Origin of the sequence: Paraburkholderia sp. J67 (assembly GCF_905220265.1) — a bacterium.
Taxonomy (GTDB): Bacteria; Pseudomonadota; Gammaproteobacteria; order Burkholderiales; family Burkholderiaceae; genus Paraburkholderia.
This window is the reverse complement of record NZ_CAJMZK010000038.1, coordinates 38,803-58,037: the sequence shown is the minus strand read 5'-3', so window position 1 is coordinate 58,037 and position 19,235 is coordinate 38,803. Positions and strand designations below refer to the sequence as shown.

The 19,235-nt window shown below is 64.8% G+C and carries 17 protein-coding genes and 1 pseudogene; 11 read left to right on the top strand and 7 right to left on the bottom strand.

Annotated elements, in window-relative coordinates; translation table 11 throughout:
• Window positions 1–287 precede the first annotated feature (287 nt).
• Both U5782_RS37785 and U5782_RS37780 read left to right on the top strand, forming a co-directional pair.
• Window positions 288–1,298 carry a glycosyltransferase family A protein gene (locus tag U5782_RS37785; RefSeq protein ID WP_322048965.1) on the top strand — a complete coding sequence of 337 codons (1,011 nt, stop codon included), beginning with the start codon at window positions 288–290 and terminating at the stop codon, window positions 1,296–1,298.
• Window positions 1,299–1,424: 126 nt separating this feature from the next.
• On the top strand, window positions 1,425–1,874 hold the full coding sequence (locus U5782_RS37780; protein WP_322048964.1) for a PRC-barrel domain-containing protein: 450 nt from the start codon (window positions 1,425–1,427) through the stop codon (window positions 1,872–1,874).
• A gap of 45 nt (window positions 1,875–1,919) precedes the next feature.
• Here U5782_RS37780 and U5782_RS37775 read toward each other — a convergent pair whose 3' ends face one another.
• The gene (locus U5782_RS37775; protein ID WP_322048963.1) at window positions 1,920–2,864 is read right to left on the bottom strand and encodes a LysR substrate-binding domain-containing protein; all 945 of its coding nucleotides are present in this window, start codon (window positions 2,862–2,864) and stop codon (window positions 1,920–1,922) included.
• Window positions 2,865–3,005: 141 nt separating this feature from the next.
• Here U5782_RS37775 and U5782_RS37770 point away from each other — a divergent pair, with 141 nt between their 5' ends.
• From U5782_RS37770 to U5782_RS37745, 6 genes are all read left to right on the top strand, one after another.
• On the top strand, window positions 3,006–3,860 hold the full coding sequence (locus tag U5782_RS37770; RefSeq protein ID WP_322048962.1) for an acyl-CoA dehydrogenase: 855 nt from the start codon (window positions 3,006–3,008) through the stop codon (window positions 3,858–3,860).
• A 63-nt stretch (window positions 3,861–3,923) separates the two neighbouring features.
• Entirely contained in the window at window positions 3,924–5,084 is a 1,161-nt protein-coding gene (locus tag U5782_RS37765; RefSeq protein ID WP_322048961.1) for an acyl-CoA dehydrogenase family protein, read from the top strand.
• 19 nt (window positions 5,085–5,103) lie between these two features.
• Window positions 5,104–6,282, top strand: coding sequence for a CaiB/BaiF CoA-transferase family protein (locus U5782_RS37760; protein ID WP_322048960.1), 1,179 nt, complete (start codon window positions 5,104–5,106; stop codon window positions 6,280–6,282).
• 143 nt (window positions 6,283–6,425) lie between these two features.
• Window positions 6,426–7,826: an MFS transporter gene (locus U5782_RS37755; RefSeq protein WP_322048959.1), complete on the top strand. Its 1,401-nt coding sequence runs from the start codon at window positions 6,426–6,428 to the stop codon at window positions 7,824–7,826.
• A 333-nt stretch (window positions 7,827–8,159) separates the two neighbouring features.
• Window positions 8,160–9,044: a DUF2971 domain-containing protein gene (locus U5782_RS37750; RefSeq protein ID WP_322048958.1), complete on the top strand. Its 885-nt coding sequence runs from the start codon at window positions 8,160–8,162 to the stop codon at window positions 9,042–9,044.
• Window positions 8,998–9,792: a response regulator transcription factor gene (locus U5782_RS37745; protein WP_322048957.1), complete on the top strand. Its 795-nt coding sequence runs from the start codon at window positions 8,998–9,000 to the stop codon at window positions 9,790–9,792. The genes U5782_RS37750 and U5782_RS37745 overlap by 47 nt, the downstream gene beginning before the upstream one ends.
• Window positions 9,793–9,803: 11 nt before the next feature.
• Here U5782_RS37745 and U5782_RS37740 read toward each other — a convergent pair whose 3' ends face one another.
• The 3 genes from U5782_RS37740 to U5782_RS37730 all read right to left on the bottom strand — a co-directional run bounded on the left by U5782_RS37740 (window position 9,804) and on the right by U5782_RS37730 (window position 12,090).
• Window positions 9,804–10,487: a response regulator transcription factor gene (locus tag U5782_RS37740; RefSeq protein WP_322048956.1), complete on the bottom strand. Its 684-nt coding sequence runs from the start codon at window positions 10,485–10,487 to the stop codon at window positions 9,804–9,806.
• 419 nt (window positions 10,488–10,906) lie between these two features.
• Complete coding sequence (locus tag U5782_RS37735) at window positions 10,907–11,548, bottom strand: DUF1109 domain-containing protein (RefSeq protein ID WP_322048955.1); 642 nt, start codon at window positions 11,546–11,548, stop codon at window positions 10,907–10,909.
• Window positions 11,545–12,090, bottom strand: a complete 546-nt coding sequence (locus U5782_RS37730) for a sigma-70 family RNA polymerase sigma factor (RefSeq protein WP_322048987.1) — start codon at window positions 12,088–12,090, stop codon at window positions 11,545–11,547. The genes U5782_RS37735 and U5782_RS37730 overlap by 4 nt, the downstream gene beginning before the upstream one ends.
• Before the next feature lie 490 nt (window positions 12,091–12,580).
• Between U5782_RS37730 and U5782_RS37725 the strand changes: the two are divergent.
• Together U5782_RS37725 and U5782_RS37720 are read left to right on the top strand one after the other, a co-directional pair.
• Window positions 12,581–13,769, top strand: a pseudogene (locus U5782_RS37725) (GNAT family N-acetyltransferase).
• A gap of 118 nt (window positions 13,770–13,887) precedes the next feature.
• Window positions 13,888–14,742 carry an alpha/beta hydrolase gene (locus U5782_RS37720; RefSeq protein WP_322048954.1) on the top strand — a complete coding sequence of 285 codons (855 nt, stop codon included), beginning with the start codon at window positions 13,888–13,890 and terminating at the stop codon, window positions 14,740–14,742.
• A 59-nt stretch (window positions 14,743–14,801) separates the two neighbouring features.
• On the opposite strand, the gene U5782_RS37715 is transcribed toward U5782_RS37720, so the two are convergent.
• Window positions 14,802–15,227 carry a VOC family protein gene (locus tag U5782_RS37715; RefSeq protein ID WP_322048953.1) on the bottom strand — a complete coding sequence of 142 codons (426 nt, stop codon included), beginning with the start codon at window positions 15,225–15,227 and terminating at the stop codon, window positions 14,802–14,804.
• Window positions 15,228–15,347: 120 nt separating this feature from the next.
• Here U5782_RS37715 and U5782_RS37710 point away from each other — a divergent pair, with 120 nt between their 5' ends.
• Window positions 15,348–16,229, top strand: coding sequence for a LysR family transcriptional regulator (locus U5782_RS37710; protein ID WP_322048952.1), 882 nt, complete (start codon window positions 15,348–15,350; stop codon window positions 16,227–16,229).
• Between the two features lie 76 nt (window positions 16,230–16,305).
• Here U5782_RS37710 and U5782_RS37705 read toward each other — a convergent pair whose 3' ends face one another.
• Together U5782_RS37705 and U5782_RS37700 are read right to left on the bottom strand one after the other, a co-directional pair.
• Window positions 16,306–18,420, bottom strand: a complete 2,115-nt coding sequence (locus U5782_RS37705; RefSeq protein ID WP_322048951.1) for a phosphocholine-specific phospholipase C — start codon at window positions 18,418–18,420, stop codon at window positions 16,306–16,308.
• A gap of 100 nt (window positions 18,421–18,520) precedes the next feature.
• Complete coding sequence (locus U5782_RS37700; RefSeq protein ID WP_322048950.1) at window positions 18,521–18,952, bottom strand: hypothetical protein; 432 nt, start codon at window positions 18,950–18,952, stop codon at window positions 18,521–18,523.
• Between the last annotated feature and the right edge of the window lie 283 nt (window positions 18,953–19,235).

The following is a 19,235-nucleotide window of genomic DNA, read 5'->3' as shown; positions in this document are numbered from 1 at the left end:
ATCGACCCGCGCGCAAGATTGCGTACTCCCGCGCAACAGCCTGGACGCCCAGGCCAGAATACCTTTCACGATTAACGAATGGAAAGGCATTCACCCGCGATACAACCACCCCTTCTTACTCAATCGTCTGACGATTTCGCTTTAAATCCCCTTTAAATCATCGTTTTCCCGTATCGCCATACCTTTCGATTTATTTTCAATTTCTTTCGAGTTTTTATCCCTTACCGTCATGCCAGCCGTTCGCCATGCGAACCGCTTTGCGAAGCTCTTTCTGTTGGGGTAGGCCCATGACGATAACAACCCGAGTCTCCATCTGTCTGCCCACGTGCAATCGGCCGGATCTGCTGATCCGTTGCCTCGATTCATGCCTGGCGCAGACGCACGAGAACGTCGAGATCCTGATCGGCGACGATTCGCCGGACACGCGCACCGAGCGCCTGATCGCCGCGCGTTATGCGCACGAGACGCGCATCGTTTATCGGCGCAATGTGCCTGCGCTCGGCCAGGCGCGCAATGTCGCGAGCCTCTTTGCGCGCGCAAGCGGCGAAAAGATCCTCCTGATTCACGACGACGACTATCTGAGCGAAACCGGCATTGAATGTCTGCTGGCGCAATGGACGCGCTATCCCGGCATCGACGTGGCATTCGGCAAACAGTACGAGGCCGATCCGCACGGCGAGATTGATCTGGCCGCAAGCCGGCGCATGAATCAGGCGTTTCATCGCGGGCCTGCGGCGCAGGGGGTGCAGCGTCTCGCGGGGCGCACGGGCATCGTGCAGATGTTTCCGAATAACGGCTGGCTCGCCGATGCCGCGCTCGTCAAAAGCATCGGCTACGACGAGCGCTATGCGGTGTGCTGCGATTTTGTGTTCGGCGTGCGCTTATGTCTGGCCGCGCGTGGCGTGTGTTTTGTCGACGAGTATGTGTCGTGCTATCGCAAGAGCGCGGTCTCGGTTTCGCAGGCCACGCGGCAAACACCCAGCGCCGCGTCGATGGCCGCGTGGCATTTCCTCAAGGAACTGGCGTTGCCGCTCGAACTCGAACCCGCGCGACGCCAGGCCTTGCGGCGGCTCGTGCCCATCGTGGTCTCGCTGCATGCGCGCAACAGTCAGGCGCGCGCGGGGCTCACGCTCGCGTTGAGCCATCTGTACGCGTATCGCTTCGGCTTGAGTTTGCGGCTCTACTATCACCTGCTCATGATCGGCAAGAGCGCGCGGCTTGCGAGAAAGCGCAGCCTCGTAGGGCGCCGCGATGACGACGAAAGCATCGTCGAAGTGACACGTACGCGCGTGCCGTGAGCGGCAGGCCGCCCCCAAAGCCAATGCAGCTTAAGCGCACCCTTCTCCCGATCCCGCTAGTATGTCAACCCGATGTCTTTGATGCGGCCCCGCCGCGACTTAACCCCTGGATCAGGAGCACGATAAATGTCTTTTCGCATGACGATGTTGGCGGCCGCCGTTGTGGCCGTGGGTGTAGCCAGCGCAAGCGCGCAAGCCCAGGTCGCGGGTGCGCAGCCGTTGAGCGTCACGGTCGAGCAATCGCAGGCGCTGCTCGAAGGCTGGAGCGTGAAGAAGAGCGTGCTCGGCAAGGCTGTGTATAACGACGACAACGCCAAGGTCGGCACGGTGCGCGACCTGATCGTCGCGCCGGACGGTTCGGTCTCGGCGGCTATCGTCTCGGCCGGTGGTTTCCTCGGTGTCGGCGTGCATGACGTGGCGGTGCCGATCGCCTCGCTCGAAGTGCGCAGCGGCAATCTCTATCTGCCGGGCGCGACCAAGGACGCGCTCAAGGCCACGCCGGCGTTCCAGTACGCCAAGATCGCCTCGCCGCCCAAGCCCAAGCGCGTCGACGACAGCACGAAGGCCGCGCAGTAACCCTTCCAGATGCGACGTGCCGCGCCCGCTCAGGCGCGCGGCGCGTCAGCCCGCCGCAATCCCCGCCTCCCGCAGTTCGATCCCCGTCCACACTCCGCTTGCGCACAGTTCCTCGATCAGATCGCAGATCGTGCGGCGCACCGCCAGCGACGCCGAACTGACCGGCAGCGCGTTCGGCCAGCAAATGCTCGCGGGCCGCCGGATCACCGGGTCGACGATGCGGCGCGTCTTGGGCCGCTCCGCAGGCGCGCGCAAGGCCAGCGCGGACGACGGCAGGATCGTGCAGGCGGCGCCCGATTGCGCCGCCGAGAGCAGCATCGGCAAGGAATCGATATCGGCGATGATGTTCAGCGGCACCTGTTCGCGCGCGAAGGTGCGCTCCAGCAGCAGGCGCAGGCCATTCGAGACGCCGGGCGCGACCAGCGGCACGTCCGCGAGCGAGGCCAGCGTGCAGGTGCGCGAGCGCGCGGGCAAGCCGGGTTCGCCCATCACATACAGTTCTTCGTCGAGCACCGGCAACGCCGAGATGCCGGGCGTGGCCGTATCGCGGAACAGAATCGCGAGATCGAGCCGCCCGTTCGCGAGCAACTCGTTCAGATAGCCGCTCATGCTCTCGAAGAACTGTAGGCGGATGCCGGGAAAGCGCTCGCGCACGCGTGCGAACACCGGCATGGCCAGCACAGACGCCATCGTGGTCGGCAGGCCAATGGCGACCGTGCCCGATTCCGCGCCCACGCCTTCGCGCACTTCCTGGCGCAACTGCTCCATCTGATGCAGCACGAGCCGCGCGTGCCGGTAAAGCGCCTGCCCGGCAGCGGTAGGCTTGACGCCCTGCGGGCTGCGCACGAGCAGCGGCACGCCCAGGTCGTCCTCCAGCTTGGCGATCTGCTGGCTTAGCGACGGCTGCGCCACATAGAGCTTTTCCGCGGCCTTGCCGAGGCTGCCGTAGTCGACGATGTTGACGAAATAACGAAGCTGACGAACGTCCATAGGGCGGGCCCTCGATGCAAGGGCCATAGGATACCCCTATGACCGGCACATTCAAACCGTATTTCCGCGTCCCGGAACATTCACATACAGTCGCCTCATTCCTATTGCAATGCGCCGGCCCGAACGGCGCAGGAGACGGCCATGCACAGCTCTTCCACTGAACCGCAGGCAAGCGCGGTCCAGTCCGTCAGCGACACGATTTCCCTCGCTCCCGCCGCCGCGCTAGCCGCCACGCTCGACTGCAGCCACGTGCCGCGCACGGGCGACGCCCTCCCGCCGATCTGGCACTGGCTCTACTTCTGGTCCGCCGCGCCGCAAGCCGAACTCGGCCCGGACGGCCATCCGCAAAAAGGCGGCTTCCTGCCCGACCTGGGCCTGCCGCGCCGCATGGCGGCGGGCGGGCGCATCACGTTCAACGCGCCGCTCACGATCGGCGCACAGGCCGAGCGCGTCTCGCGCGTGTTGTCGGTCGAGCACAAGGAAGGCCGCAGCGGGCGTCTCGCCTTCGTGACCGTCGAACATGACATCCAGGTCGATGGCGTCACAGCGATCCGCGAAGAGCAGGACATCGTCTATCGCGAAGCGGCGCAGCCAGGCCAGTCCGGCCAGGCGCAAGCCAAGCCCACTGCAGCGCCCGACGGCGCCGACTGGCGCCGCGAGATCGCGCCCAGCGAAGTGCTGCTGTTCCGCTATTCGGCGCTCACTTTCAATGGCCATCGCATTCACTACGACCGCGACTACGCGCGCGACGCGGAAGGCTATCCCGACCTCGTCGTGCATGGCCCGCTGATCGCCACGCTGTTGCTCGACTCGGTCGCGCGCTTCGCGCCCGAAGCCGTGGTGCGCGAATACCGCTTCAAGGCCGTGCGCCCGACCTTCCTCGGCAACCGCTTCACGATATGCGGACGCCGCGCGCAAGACGGCAAGAGCATCGAGCTTTGGGCCGAGGACCACGAAGGCTGGCTGACGATGTCGGCGCACGCCGTGCTGGCCTGAGCGGCCTGCAACCGTTCGCAGCCCCAAATTGAATTCACAAAGTATCCAGACGGAAACCCAGCAATGACCGAGACGACCGACCAATACCAGGACATCCGCGACGCTGTGCGCGATCTGTGCAGCCAGTTCCCGGACGAGTATTTCCGCAAGATCGACGAGACGCGTGGCTATCCCGAAGCCTTCGTCGATGCGCTCACCAAGGCGGGCTGGCTCGCCGCGCTGATTCCGCAGGAGTACGGCGGTTCGGGCCTCGGTCTCACGGAAGCGTCGGTGATCATGGAAGAGATCAACCGCAGCGGCGGGAATTCGGGCGCGTGCCACGGCCAGATGTACAACATGGGCACGCTGTTGCGCCACGGCTCGGAAGCGCAGAAGCGCGAGTATCTGCCGAAGATCGCGAGCGGCGAGCTGCGCCTGCAGTCGATGGGCGTGACCGAGCCGACCACCGGCACGGACACCACCAAGATCAAGACCACGGCGGTGCGCAAGGGCGATCGTTACGTGATCAACGGCCAGAAGGTGTGGATCTCGCGCGTGCAGCACTCGGACCTGATGATCCTGCTCGCGCGCACGACACCGCTCTCGGACGTGACGAAGAAAAGCGAAGGCATGTCGATCTTTATCGTCGATCTGCGCGAGGCGATCGGCAAGGGTCTGACCGTGCAGCCGATCCTCAACATGGTCAATCACGAGACCAATGAGCTGTTCTTCGACAACCTCGAAATTCCGGCGGAAAACCTCATCGGCGAGGAAGGCAAGGGCTTCAAGTACATTCTCGACGGCCTGAATGCCGAGCGCACGCTGATCGCTGCCGAATGTATCGGCGACGGCTACTGGTTCATCGACCGGGTGACGAAATATGTCAAGGACCGCCAGGTATTCGGCCGCCCGATCGGGCAGAACCAGGGCGTGCAGTTCCCGATCGCGCGCTCGTTCGTCAACGTGGAAGCCGCCAACCTGATGCGCTTCGAGGCCGCCCGCCGTTTCGACGCCCACCAGCCTTGCGGTGCGCAGGCCAATATGGCAAAGCTGCTCGCGGCCGACGCCTCGTGGGAAGCCGCCAACGCCTGTCTGCAGTTCCACGGCGGTTTCGGCTTCGCGTGCGAATACGACGTGGAGCGCAAGTTCCGCGAGACGCGTCTCTATCAGGTCGCACCGATCTCGACCAACCTGATTCTCTCCTACGTCGCCGAACACATGCTCGGCCTGCCGCGTTCGTTCTGATCGAGTCCAGGAGCTTCCCATGCGCCCTCTCGAAGGCATCAAGGTCGTCACGTTCGAGCATGCGATCGCGGCGCCGTTCTGCACCCGCCAGCTCGCCGATCTCGGCGCGCGCGTCATCAAGGTCGAACGCCCCGGCGTGGGCGATTTTGCGCGCGGCTACGACGAGCGCGTGCATGGCCTCGCCTCGCATTTCGTCTGGACCAACCGCTCGAAAGAAAGCCTCACGCTCGACGTGAAGCGCGCCGAAGCGCTGGAGATCGTGCACAGCCTGCTCGCCGATGCCGATGTGTTCGTGCAGAATCTCGCGCCGGGCGCCACGCAACGTCTCGGTCTGGACTACGAAACGTTGCGCGAGCGCTATCCGCGCCTGATCGTCTGCGATATCTCCGGCTATGGCGGCGATGGCCCGTATCGCGACAAGAAAGCCTACGACCTGCTGATCCAGAGCGAATCGGGCTTTCTCAGCATCACCGGCACGCGCGACGAATCCGCCAAGGCCGGTTGCTCGATCGCCGATATCTCGGCGGGCATGCACGCGTATTCGAGCATCCTCGCGGCGCTGATCGAGCGCGGCAAAACCGGGCGCGGCCGACGTATCGACGTGTCGATGCTGGAAAGCATGGTCGAGTGGATGAGCTTCCCGCTCTACTACGCGATCGACGGTCAGACGCCGCCGCAACGCAACGGCGCGGCGCACGCGACGATCTATCCTTACGGGCCGTTCAAGGCCGGCGACGGCAAGTCCGTCATGCTCGGTTTGCAGAACGAGCGCGAATGGAAACAGTTCTGCGACATCGTGCTGCGCCAATCCGGCCTCGCCACCGACGAGCGTTTCAGCGCCAACAGCCGCCGCGTGGCGCACCGCGCGGAGCTGGGCAAGCTGATCGAAGACGCGTTCGCGAGCCTCACCGCGCAGGACGTGATCGAGCGGCTAGAAGAAGCCCGGATCGCCAATGCGCATATCAACGACATGCAGGCGGTCTGGGCGCACGAGCAGCTCGCCGCGCGCGAGCGCTGGACGCGTGTGGGCACGCCCGCGGGCGAGATTCCCGCGCTGTTGCCGCCCGGCATGACGCGCGCCGACGATCCGCGCATGGACCCGGTGCCCGCGCTGGGCGAACACACCGACACGATCCTCAAGGAACTCGGCTACGACGAGACGCGTATTCACGCACTGCGCGAAGCGGGCGCGGTTTGAGCGCAGGTCACGCAAGCGATAGAAGGAAGCCGTAAGCGCCACACCCAGGCCGCGCATAGAAAAACAATCTCGCGGCAGCAAAGCAGAAGACGCCTGCGCAGCCTTCCCGGCTGCGCAGGCGGCATTACAAAGGAGACACCTTCATGCAGCACTCGGTCAATGCCGCCGGCCGTCTGGACCGGCTACCCGTTTCACGCTTTCACTGGAAAATACTCGGCCTCATCGCGGGCGGCGCGTTTCTCGACGCCTTCGACATTTATCTCGCCAACGGCTCGGTGGCCTCGATGGTCAAGGACGGCTTCACCGACATGCACCACGGCGCGATGTTCGTGTCGTCGACTTTCGTGGGCATGATGCTGGGCGCGTTCATCGCGGGCTGGCTCGGCGACCGGCTGGGCCGCCGTTATTCTTATCAGCTCAATCTCGCGGTGTTCGGCCTCGCGTCGATCGCCGCGTGCTTCGCGCCCAATATCGAATGGCTGATCGCGCTGCGCTTCATCATGGGTCTCGGCCTCGGCGCAGAACTGGTGGTCGCGGCCGGCACGCTCGCGGAATTCGTGCCGCCGGGCACACGCGGCAAATGGGTGTCGTTGCTCGCGATCATCACCAATAGCGGCCTCTTTGCGGCGCTTGCGGCAGGCTACTGGATCATCCCGAATCTGGGCTGGCGCTACATGTTCGCCGTGGCCGGCGCGGGTGCGCTCGTGGTCTGGTTCCTGCGCCATCGCATGCCCGAGTCGCCGCGCTGGCTCGAATCGGTCGGCCGTCTCGAAGAGGCCGAAGCGACGCTCGCCGACATCGAGCGCCAGGTGCGCGAGCAGGTGGGCGAATTGCCGCCCGTGCAGCGCGCCGTCGATCTGAACAAGGGCCGGGTGCCCTTGAGCGCCCTGTTCGCGCGAGGCATGCGCAGCCGCACGTTCGTCGCCGCCATCACGGCTGTCGCGGTGAATGTGGGGCTGTACGGCTTCATCGCGTGGCTGCCGACGTTCTTCGTCGCGCAAGGCCTCTCGATCGTGAAATCGCTTGGCTTTGTGTTCGTGATGTCGGTGGGCTCGCCGGTGGGCGGCCTGATCGGCTATCTGATCGCCGACCGCGTCGGGCGCGCGCGCGGCATCCTGATTGCGTCGGTGGTGAGCGTCGCGCTCGGCTGGACCTACGTGACGCTGCGCGAGCCCGTCGCCATCATGCTCGTGGGCTTTTGCCTCGTGAGCGCGATCTACACGATCTGCACGCTCGGCCTGTTCGGCTATATCCCCGAACTGTTCCCGACCGAAGTGCGCCTGCGCGGCACCGGCGTGGCAGGCACCTGCGGACGCACCTCGTCGATCGCCACACCGTGGCTCGCACTGATGTTGTACGAGCGCTTTGGCGTTTCGGGCGTGATCGCGATGGTGAGCGTCGTGCTAGCCGTGCTTTGCGCAGCCATTCTTGCGCTCAAGGTGGAAACCAGCCGCACCGCGCTGGAGGACATCCAGCCCGACACGGGCGATGCCGACAACTTCGTAGGCGCCGCGCCGGTTGCCAGTGGCACGAAGGCGCCCTGACCCGCCAGCTTATTGCTCGACCCGCAGGCTCGATGCCGCTTCGTTTCGACGAAGCGGCATTTTTCATTTCTGGCTTCATCTCTGCCGCTTCGTTCTATCGGATAACGATTTTTATTTTGATTCCAATTGAAGATTTGATTCGGCTGATTATGTTGACATCTATCGCTTATTAACATTTATCCGATTGTTTGCCGGATTTCGGCTGGTTACTGTGCGATCGCGTTCCAGCACGCGCTATTTCCGCCGCATGATTTGCCCGCCATTTTCGGGCGAAGCGTCGGAATCGAACGCGCCATCTGGCAGACAAACTCATTCGCGAGTCGCGCTGGCGTTATGGCCATCATCTATCACTATTGCAACCCCGGCGCGTTTCTCTCGATCGTCGAGAGCCATTCGCTCTGGCTCGGCAATGCCCGCAAGATGTTCGACGCGCGCATCGGCGATGCCGTCGGCACGATGCTCGTCAATGCGCTCGCCCAGGGCCACCAGCCCTGCGACGGCCAGCACACGCTCGCCAGCGAACTGGCGTTGGCGCTCAATCTCAGCCAGCGCGAACTGTTCACGTGCTGCTTTTCCGGGAACCGCGACGCCACGGCGCAATGGTGGAGTTACGCGGACGCAGGGCGAGGCTTTGCGATCGGCTTCGATTCCGACTTGCTGCATCCGCCGGGCGACGCTACGCGGGCCCGTCAGAACGCCGACGCGCTGGCCGACTCCGCGCGCGGGATCGCGCTTACGCCCGTGCTATACGGCGACGACGCGACGCTCTCGCGTCACATCGAGACCCTGAAAAACCGGCTCGCTCAGGCCGCGCTCACCTGCGCCTCCGCATCGGGGAGCGCGAATCAGGCGCGCTGCGCGCACGTTCGCGCCGTCGCGCTGGCGTGCGAATGGCTTGGCGTGGTGTCGAAAGATCCGTCGTTCCGGCATGAACTCGAATGGCGTCTCGTCTATGTTTCGTCGAGCGACGCCGATAGTGATGCGCGCGCGCCGCAGATCCACTGGCGCACCACGAACCACGGCCTGACGTCGTACTTCCGCTTCGGCTTCCCGCCAGAAGCCGTGCGCGAAGTCTGGATCGGCCCTCACAACAGCGAACGGCTGCCCCCCGGAAGCCTCATGGGCGTCAAGGAACACCACGCACTCAAGCTGCTGATGCGAACCCACGGATATGAACGAACCGAAATCATCGAGGCCTGCGCCCGCCACGCGATGTGAAGCCGGTGCGTATGCGGGCACGGATCGCCCGGCCATACGCGTCGGTCTCTTCGACGACGCCTCGCGGCACGGCGCCTTCCTTCATGGCGTACTCACGCAGTCGGACTACGTCTGCCTCGACATCACGACGATGAAGCAACTCGCCACCGCGTTGCGCTGCGGCACGCTCGACCTGCTCATCGTGGTCGGACTCGAACACGACAGCCGCGGCATCGAGGCGCTGAACTGGGTGCGTGAACTGCTGGCGCCCGACGTGCCCGTGATGTTCGTGGGCGGGCCCGGCGGCGCGCAAGCCGAATCGCTCGCGCTCAACGCGGGCGCAGACGATTACGTGGTCCGCTCGCGCTCGCCCGAGGTGCTGGTCGCGCGCATGGCGTCGCTCTTGCGGCGCAGCTGCCAGCCGAAACCCGAGCGGCTCGCACGTTATGGCGTCTATGAATTCGACACGAGCCGCAGCATCGTCACGTTGCACGGCTCGACAGTCACGCTGACACAACGCGAATTCGATCTCGCATGGCTGCTGTTTAGCCATCTCGACGCGCCGCTATCGCGCGCACAGATCTTCGAATCGGTCTGGCATCAGGCCTTCGGCCTCACGTCGCGCACCGTCGACACGCACATCTGCTGGCTACGCTCCAAACTCAGGCTACAAGCCGCCAATGGGTATGTGATCGTGTCCGTGCATGGCTATGGTTACCGGCTCGAAAGCGTGCGCGCCGGCGACTTCGATGCACCGGCCCGCCACTGAGCGCGCGTGCGTCAAAGCCGGTCGAGACGGTAACCGCGTCCGTGCACGGACGCCAGCCGGTAACCGTTTTCGGGCGCGAGGCGCAGCTTCGCGCGTAGACGGCTGATCTGTGCGTCGACGCTGCGTGTATTGACGTCGGTCTCGCCTTTCCAGATCAAATCGAGAATATGCTCGCGCGAAAGCGTCGTGCCGATGTGCTGGTAGAACAGCAGCGTGAGCCGGAATTGCAGCGCGGTCAAAGGGATCGGGATGCCGTCACGCGAGACGCTGCACGCAACCGGATCGAACTCGAATGTACCGGGGCTGCCAGCCACGCTTTCTTGCCGCGCGGCACGGACGCGGCGCAGCACCGACGACACGCGCGCGCGCAACACACCCGCTTCGAGCGGACGGACCACGCAGGCGTCCGCGCCCGCATTCAAGGCGCAGATTTCGTCGCGTTCGGCATGGAAGGACGTCACGTAGATGACGGGAATCTGGGCGGAAATGACCGCGCGTATCGTACCGAGCACGCGAATGCCCGTCATGTCGGGCAACGCGTGATCGAGCACGAGCAGATCGAAGGTCTCGCGGCGCAGCGCTCGCAACATCGCGCTGCCCAGCGTGAAGTGATGGCACACGCAGTCTTCGTCGGCCAGCGTGTGGGTCGTGAACGCCGTGAGTTCGGCGTCGCCGGAAAGGATGGCAAGTCTCATCGTTCAAGCGCTTTTTTTGTATTGGCTTTCTGGCTTCTCCGGCAGGTTGGCGCCAAAAAAGAGCCAGTCGGACATGCGCGTCCAGACTGGCAAAAGAAGTTGGTCAGTGGTGTGGGGGAGCACCAGAGTCCGTGACCAACCTCGGGCCTCGTCAGTCCACGCGCCTATTGCCCGGGACACGCTGTCGATGTGCGGGCAATTCGAGAGATCAGCCATGCGGTGATGGTCTGAACGCTTCAGGAACGATCTTATTATTGGGCAAAGGCATCGGCGGCGTTGTTAAATCATGTCACAGGCGCCGCGTGCATCACCGCTGCGAAAGCCCGAATCGACCCGCTTAGTTATTAAAGGATAACTAATTAATTGTCAGCCGGATGAAGGGTCTTGGGCGCTGCGTCGCCATGACGAAGCGCCCTTCTTTACCAGCGCAGCAGACGCGGCCCGAGCCACGCACCGATCGCGGCGGGCAGCAGCATGCCGATGGCGTACCAGATGCTCCAGAACGCCGGGCTCATTTCCGGGCAATGGAGGCAATAGGCAACGGTTGCGAGCGCGCTCGCGAAGAGTCCCGCCGCCGCGCCCGCCAGACGCGGGCGAGTGGGCGCAAAGCCCTTCGCGGCCCAGAACACGGCGGCGAAGGTCGGCACCGTAAGCAACAGGATATTGAACGGACAGGTCCGCCACGACACGCCAAGCATGAGCGGCACGCGCTCGGCGGGCGCGGCGGTGCCGAGCGTGACCCAGGCGGCCAGTCCCACGGCGACGAACGGCGCGGCCACCAGCGCCCACGCATAGCCGCCGCGCACGCCGGGCCGCCCGAGCCGGCTCACCGTCAGCGCGGCGGCGATTGCCACGGCCATCGGGAAAGCGATCTTGGCCCAGAAAATGGGCGTCTGTGCGACGTCCAGCAAGTCATGACGCACGCCGAACACGATCGCGACCAGCACGAGCGAGCCCGCGAGGCCCAGCGGCAGCGCGCGCGCAAAGCGGCGCACGACGGCCTTGCGATCCACGCGCGTGACGCCGGTGGACAACAGGCTGATGAGATCGTCGGTCTTCATTGTGCCCCCCGAATACGCGCGGCGAGCGCCTTCAGGCCGCGGTGGATGCCCACCTTCACGGCCGATTCGGACAGCCCGGTGAGCTTCGCGGCTTCGACCACCGAGCGTCCTTCCAGCTTCACATGAACGATCGGCAGGCGCTGCTTGTCCGGCAACTGGTCGAGCAGCTTACCGATATCGCGGCGCGCCTCGCACGGTTCGTCGTCGGCTTGCGCGAACAGGTCGGTGTGATCGTCGAGCGGGTCGTTGAGCGATTCGCGGCGCGCGCGCGAGCGAAAGAAGTCCATCAGCTTGTAGCGGGCAATCGCATGCACCCAGGCGGTCAGCGGTTCATCGGGGCGCCACGTGTGGCGTGCGTTGTGGACCGCGAGCAGGATCTCCTGTACGAGGTCCTCCACATCGTCGTGCAGCTGCGGAATGCGTCGGCGCAGGTACGCGCGCAGATGGCGCGTGAGTTCCTGCAAAAAAGTGCGGTACGCATCGGCATCGCCTTCGAGGCCGCTGACGAACAGCGCTTTGAGACGGATTTCCGCTGGGTACAAAGTGCGTCCTGAGGTGTCGCGGCGATGGGACGGCGCGCCCGCGACGGCCGTTTTGCCCGCGCCATGAATCGTGGTGGCGCTTGCGGCAGGCTGGAAGTCGGTATCGAATTCGGGCGCGATCGGTTGAGCGTAGCCGAAGCCGTCCGGCGCCGCAATAGCCGCCGCCGCGCCGCCTTGCGGGCCGAATTCGTCCGCCTGCCGCCAGTGCGCCGCCCTGTTCGCCCAGTTCACGTTTGCGCTCCCCCTTCGTGTCGCGGCCCACGCCCGCGGTGCGCCTCATGTACGTTATTCGTCTGGAGCGGGCGCGGGGTTACACCTGGTGGCGAATTTTTCGCACGGAGGGCGTCTTTCTGGTGGCCCTGGCGTATTCGTACTTCGTGGATCTTTAAAGGAGCCACGTGGCGCGTTAGAGTCGGCGTATCTTGGGGTTTTATTTCCGCAGAATTTTGCGCACGCGGCGGCGTCGCCGCACGACCGGAGCTTGTGAAGCATGGCAGCGAGAACGAACGAGTATCAGCAACCCATCGGCGCGGCGCTGGACGGCTGGACGCCGCGCGAGCGCCCCGCGCGCGTGACGATCGAAGGCACGCTCTGCCGCATCGAGCCCGTCGACGTCGAGCGCCACGCCGCCGATCTCTTCGAGGCTTACAGCGCCGCGCCCGATGGCAGCGACTGGACCTACCTCTTCACCGGCCCGTTCGAGGATTTCGCGTCGTTTCGCGCTTACCTCGCGAAGGCGGCGGCCTCGGAAGATCCGCTTCACTATGCCGTCGTGGACCGCGCGAGCGGCAAGGCCGTGGGCACCTTCGCGCTGATGCGCATCGACCCCGCGCACGGCGCGATCGAAGTCGGCAGCGTGACGTTCTCGCCGCGGCTCAAGCGCACGGCGCTTTCGACCGAAGCGCAATTTCTGCTGATGCGCTACGCCTTCGACGAACTCGGCTACCGGCGCTACGAGTGGAAGTGCGACAGCCTCAACGCGCCGTCGCGCAAGACCGCGCTGCGCCTCGGCTTCCAGTTCGAGGGCATCTTCCGCCAGGCGGTGGTCTACAAGGGCCGTAGCCGCGACACGGCGTGGTTCGCGATCATCGACCAGGACTGGCCGCAGGTGAAGCGCGCGTTCGAGACCTGGCTCGCGCCCGCGAACTTCGACGCGCAAGGCCACCAGCGCGCCTCGCTCGCGAGCCTGCGCGATGCCTGACGCTACTGACGCTACTGACGCTACCGACGCGCTCACCGTGCGCGACATCGCCGCCGCCGACCGCGCCGACTGGTTCCGGCTCTGGGCGGGCTACAACGCGTTCTATGAAACGGAAGTCGCGCCGCAGATCAGCGAACGCACATGGGCGCGCCTGCTCGATCCGCAAGCGCCGCTGATCGGCCGCGTCGCCGTGTTCGAAGGCCGCGTGGCGGGTTTCAGCCTGAGCCTGAGCGTGCTGCACGAGGGCACCTGGGTGGAGACGCCCATCTGCTATCTGGAAGACCTGTTCGTCGATCCCGCCGTGCGCGGCAAAGGGATCGGCCGCGCGCTGATCGGCGATCTGGTCGCGCTGGGACACCAACGCGGCTGGTCGCGCCTGTACTGGCATACGCGCCAGGACAACCCCGCACGCCGGCTCTACGACGAATTCGTGGCCGCCGACAACTTCGTCCGCTATCGGCTCTCGTTTCGCCAGTGAAACCTAGGGTTTCACCCGACTTACAATCAGAAAACCTGATAGCAACGTTCAATTTAATGCGTTTCCCATAAGCGTTGGTATGCGGCAAAGTGTCATCTCCGCGAATGGAGTGATCTCCTTGAACCAACGCATTGATCCGTCCCTGCTTGCCCCGCCCGATCTGTCGTTCGCGACGCTCGATTCGGGCGTCGTTCTGCCGTACCTCGAACGGGGAACGGGTGAGCCGCTGCTGTTCATCCACGGCTCGCTGTGCGACTACCGTTACTGGGCGCCGCAGCTCGACGGTCTCGAGGACGATTTCCGCTGCATCGCGCCGAGCCTGAGCCACTACTGGCCGGCCGCCGACGCCTGCATCCAGGGCGAATTCGGCTGGGAAAGCCATCTGCACGAACTGGCCGATTTCATCGTCGCGCTGGGTCTGGAATCGGTGCACGTCGTGGGCCACTCGCGCGGCGGCAGCATTGCCTACCATCTCGCGCGCCGCTATCCGCGTCTCGTGCGCACGCTGGTGCTCGCCGATCCGGGCGGCCCGCTGCGCCGCCTCGAAGAGGACGACGACGTCCTGCCGCCGGCCACCAACGCGCTGCGCAACCGCGCGGCCGGCCTGATCGAGAACGGTCAGCTCGAAGACGGTCTGGAACTGTTCGTGGATTCGGTGAGCATGCCGGGCGCGTGGCGCAAGAGCCCGCACGCGTTCCGCGAAATGGCGATCGCCAACGCCACGACGCTGCCCAAGCAACTCGACGATCCGCTGCCCGCCTACACGCGCCGCCCGGCTGCGGACATCAAGTGCCGCACGCTGCTGATCGACGGCCAGCGCAGCCCGCTGATGTTCCGCAATAACGTGGAAGCGCTCGAAGAGTGGATCGACTTCGCGCAGCGCGTCACGATGAAGGGCGCGACGCACGGCATGAACGCCACCCACGCCGATCTCTTCAATACGCACGTGCGCAACTTCATCTACGAAGGCTGACACGTCGATCGAGGCGCGCGCGTTTTCGACTGGCGCGCGCCCTCTCCCCTTTCAGGCGTTCATTTGGCAAACAACTGCCCGATATCCTTGAACGCCTTGAATTCCAGCGCATTGCCGCACGGATCGAACAGGAACATCGTGGCCTGCTCGCCCACCTGCCCCTGAAAGCGGATATACGGTTCGATCACGAACTGCGTGCCGAACTCGCGCAGGCGCTGCGCCAGCGCCTCCCACCGCGCCCATTCCAGCACGACGCCGAAATGCGGCACCGGCACGTCATGACCGTCCACGGCGTTGGTGTGCGCCTGTTCCTGCGTGGCCGTCTTCGGATGCTCGTGAATCACGAGTTGATGCCCGAAGAAGTCGAAGTCCACCCAATGCGTGCTCGAACGGCCTTCCGCGAGGCCAAACACGCGGCCGTAGAAGTCGCGCGCGGCAGGCAGATCGTAGACGGGAATCGCCAGATGGAACGGCGAAAGACTCATGGTTTGCTCCTTGGTGCGTTCTTTTGAAGTCGTGCGGGGACGGGTTGGCGTCATGGTAGGCCGCACGGTTGAAAAATAAAATCAATATATAATTTCGCTATCCACAAACGATTTTTGTGAATGATCCGCGAGCTGAAAACCTTGCTAGCCGTGGCCCGCGAAGGCACGTTCGCCGCTGCGGCCAAGCGTATCGGCCTGACCCAGGCCGCCGTGAGCGCGCAAATGCAGCGCCTTGAAGCCGAGCTAGGCTTCGCGCTGTTCGAACGCGAGGGGCGGCATGCGCGCCTGAGTGCGCGCGGCCAGCAACTGCTCGTGCAGGCGCAGGAGGTGATCCGCCTCTACGGCAACCTGAGCACCGTGGCGGTGGACCCGGCTGCCACGGTGCGCTTGAATATCGGCGCGATTGCCTCGGTACAACGCGCCCTGCTGCCCGATGCGCTCGCCGCCTTCCATCGCCAATGTCCCGGCGCGCACACGCGCGTCATCCCGGGACTGTCGATGGAACTCGTCAATCTCGTCGATGCGGGCGAACTCGATCTGGCCGCCATCATCCGCCCACCCTTCGCACTCCAGAGCGATCTGCGCTGGACCGCCATCGCCAGCGAGCCGTTCCGACTGATCGTGCCGCGCGCCGTGGAAAACCGCGACTGGATGACGCTGCTCACGCAGCATCCGTTTATCCGCTATGACCGCGCGTCGTTCGGCGGACGTCAGGTGGACCGCTTTCTGCGGCGCATGCAGCTCGTCGTGCAGGAAGTGTGCGAGCTCGACGAACTGGAAGCCATCGTGAAACTGGTCGGCAACGGCGTGGGCGTCGCGCTCGTGCCGCAGACCGCCACGTATCGACGCTGGCCGGCAAAGGTGCACGCCATCGATCTCGGCCACCACACGTTTCATCGCGATATCGGCATCGTGCAGCGCGACGCAGTGCAGATGAGCGAGTCGGCGCAAGTGCTGCTGGGGTTGATTGCCGGTCATGCGGCGAGTCAGACGGCGTCTTAGCCGCTCGCGTCACGCATGAAAAAACCACGGCGCGCCAGTTGACGCAACCGTGGTTCTTTTCATCGCTTGAAGCGTATCAACCGCCCAGCGCCGGATCGCTATAGCTCGGGTGCCCCGTTTCGACGTGACCGGCGATGCGACGCACGAAGCTCGAATCGCTATCGACGGTGATCGTCAGGTCGTACCAGCCATAGGCGTTGCGCAGGTCGAGATAGAGCTGTTCGGTATCGCCGCCGCGCACGCTGCGCTGGATCTTCGTGCCGGGATCGTAGGCGTTGACGATGGTGAACTGGCAACGCGCGCCGCCCGTGTTTTCGAGGCGCAATTGCAGATTGCCGTTCGCCACGTCGTAGCCTTCGGCCACTTCGGGACGCGCCGTTTCGCTGTTGCCGAACCAGCCCGTCTGCCCCTGCTTGCCCGCGAAGCGACGCAGAAAGCCATTCGGCCCGTGCACGGTGAAGTCATAGGCACCCGTCGAGCCGATCGTCAGTTGATCTTCCAGGCGCTTGCCCGCTTCGACCGTATAGGTGAGCGGTGCATCGCCACTGCCCGTCGCATAGACGAGAAACACCGCGCCCGCGCGACCCGTGTTGATGAAATGCGCCTTCGCCTTGCCCGTCGATGCATTCGCGTTGAAGCGCACGAACAATTCGTAAGGCAGCGCGCGCGCAAGGCGCACGCCGCTCTCCTGCTTCGGCACACTGCCAACAGCCGGCGGCACCGGCACGTAGTCGGGATGGCGGTTGTGATCGGGCGGCACGTAACCCGTCGTCGACGGCAGCGAGGGGAACGCGGCGTTCGGCGTGGCGAAGTTGAACGCCGAGGTGAGGTCGCCGCACACCGCGCGACGCCACGGCGTGATGTTCGGCTCGCGCAGGTCGTGATGCTCGCCGAAGCGCTTTTCGATGAAGCGGATCACCGACGTGTGATCGAAAGTCTGCGAGCAGACCCAGCCGCCACGCGACCACGGCGACACGACCAGCATCGGCACGCGCGTGCCGAGACCATACGGGCCGGCCGCGTACTTGCTGCTGCCCGGGAAAATTTCGTTGCTGGTATCGACGGTCGACAACCCGTTCGCGCTCGACGCGGGCGGGAACGGGGGCGCCAGGTGATCGAAGAAGCCGTCGTTCTCGTCGTAGTTCACGAGCAGCACGGTCTTGCTCCAGATCTCCGGGTTCGAGGTGAGGATCTGTAGCACCTGATCGACGTACCACGCGCCGTAGTTCGCGGGCCAGTTCGGGTGCTCCGAATACGCCTCGGGCGCGACGATCCACGAGACCTGCGGCAGCGTGTTGTTCTGCACGTCCTGCTTGAGCACGTCGAAATAAGTCCCGCCCTGTAGCACGTTCGTGCCGGTGCGAGCACGGTCGTAGAGCGGGTTGCCCGGCTGCGCGTTCTGGTATTGCGTGAAGTAGAGCAGCGAGTTGTCACCGTAGTTGCCGATGTACGGGTTGTCGCCCGTCCAGCCCCACGAGCCCTTCGCGTCGAGGCCTTCGCCGATGTCCTGGTAGATCTTCCACGAGATACCAGCGCTTTGCAGCACCTCGGGATAAGTCGACCAGCCGTAACCAACTTCCGCGTTGTCGATCACCGGGCCGCCGCCGCTGCCGTCGTTGCCGACCCAGCCTGTCCACATGTAGTAGCGGTTCGGGTCCGTCGAGGTCATCGTCGAGCAGTGGTAAGCGTCGCAGATCGTGAAGGCGTCGGCGAGCTGATAGTGGAACGGGATGTCGTCGCGCGTGAGGTAGGCCATCGTGGTCGTGCCTTTCTCCGGCACCCACTGGTCGTAGCGGCCGCCGTTCCACGCGGCGTGCGTAGTCGTCCAGTCGTGCGGCAGATCCTGGAGGAATTGCAGGCCCAGGTTGGCCGCTGTGGGATGGAACGGCAGCACTTCCCCGGCCCCCGCCGCGAGCGGCTGGTTCCACACCGGCTTGCCGTTGGGCAGCGTGATGACGCGCGTGTCGCCGAACCCGCGCACGCCGCGCAGCGTGCCGAAGTAGTGGTCGAACGAACGGTTCTCCTGCATGAGGATGACGATGTGCTCGACGTCGCGGATGCTGCCCGTACGATTGTTCGCCGGAATCGCAAGCGCATTGCGGATGCCTTGCGGCAGCATCGTCAGGGCGGTGGCCGAACCGGCGCTCATCGCGGCGGTGCGGAGAAAGTCACGGCGGCTTCTCGAAGTCATGTTGTGGTTTCCATCTTCAGGTTGAGAAAGCACGCGCGACGCCGCGCCGTCACGAACGACGACAGACGGCGCGGTGTCGCGCGGCCGGGTGCTTGCTGCCTCAATCGGCGGTGTGAATTTCGGGTGGTGCGAGCGGCGCAAGGTCTGCGCCGTTGGTGCTGATGCTGTCCGCGCCGCTTGCGCCCTCCGCGGGCGCAGGCGCGCGGGCGGGCGAACGCACGGCGATCGCGGCCAGCGCGGCGGCGCTGTTCGCGTTGCCAGGGGAATCCAGTGGAGCCGCGATCGCGTTCGCGAGCGGTATGGGGTTCTGCTGCGATAGCGCGCCGGGTGTGTTGGGCTGCGTTTGCGCGAGTTCGCGCGCCGCGCTCGTGGTGAGCGCAACGCGTGCGTTATCGGCGTCGTCGGCGCGATCGCTGCATGCGCTGCTCGCGCACGTAGCGATGGCGCACGCAAGCCATACGCCGGGCAAGGCCAAACGTTTGCGCGGCACGCTCCGCCATAGCGGGCGCGCCGGCACGAAATCGACCGTCATCGAAGTCTCCGTCCAGATAGAGGCACAACAACGGCTCGAGGAGGCGGCCCGAGCGTTGCCTTACTCGCGCAGGAAAGCGGCGGTAAGGCAACGCAGGATCATAGCGAAGGCGCTTTTAAGTTTTGTGACGCGTGGCCACGCGCATCGGTTCGATGCTTTCAGATCGTAATGCGGCGCGGCACGCCGCTTGCAAGCGCATCCGCGCACAATGGCATGACGCCAACGTCCGCAAGCACATACGAAAAGGGGGCGCCCGTGGTCAGCAAATCAGTCAGCAAAACGA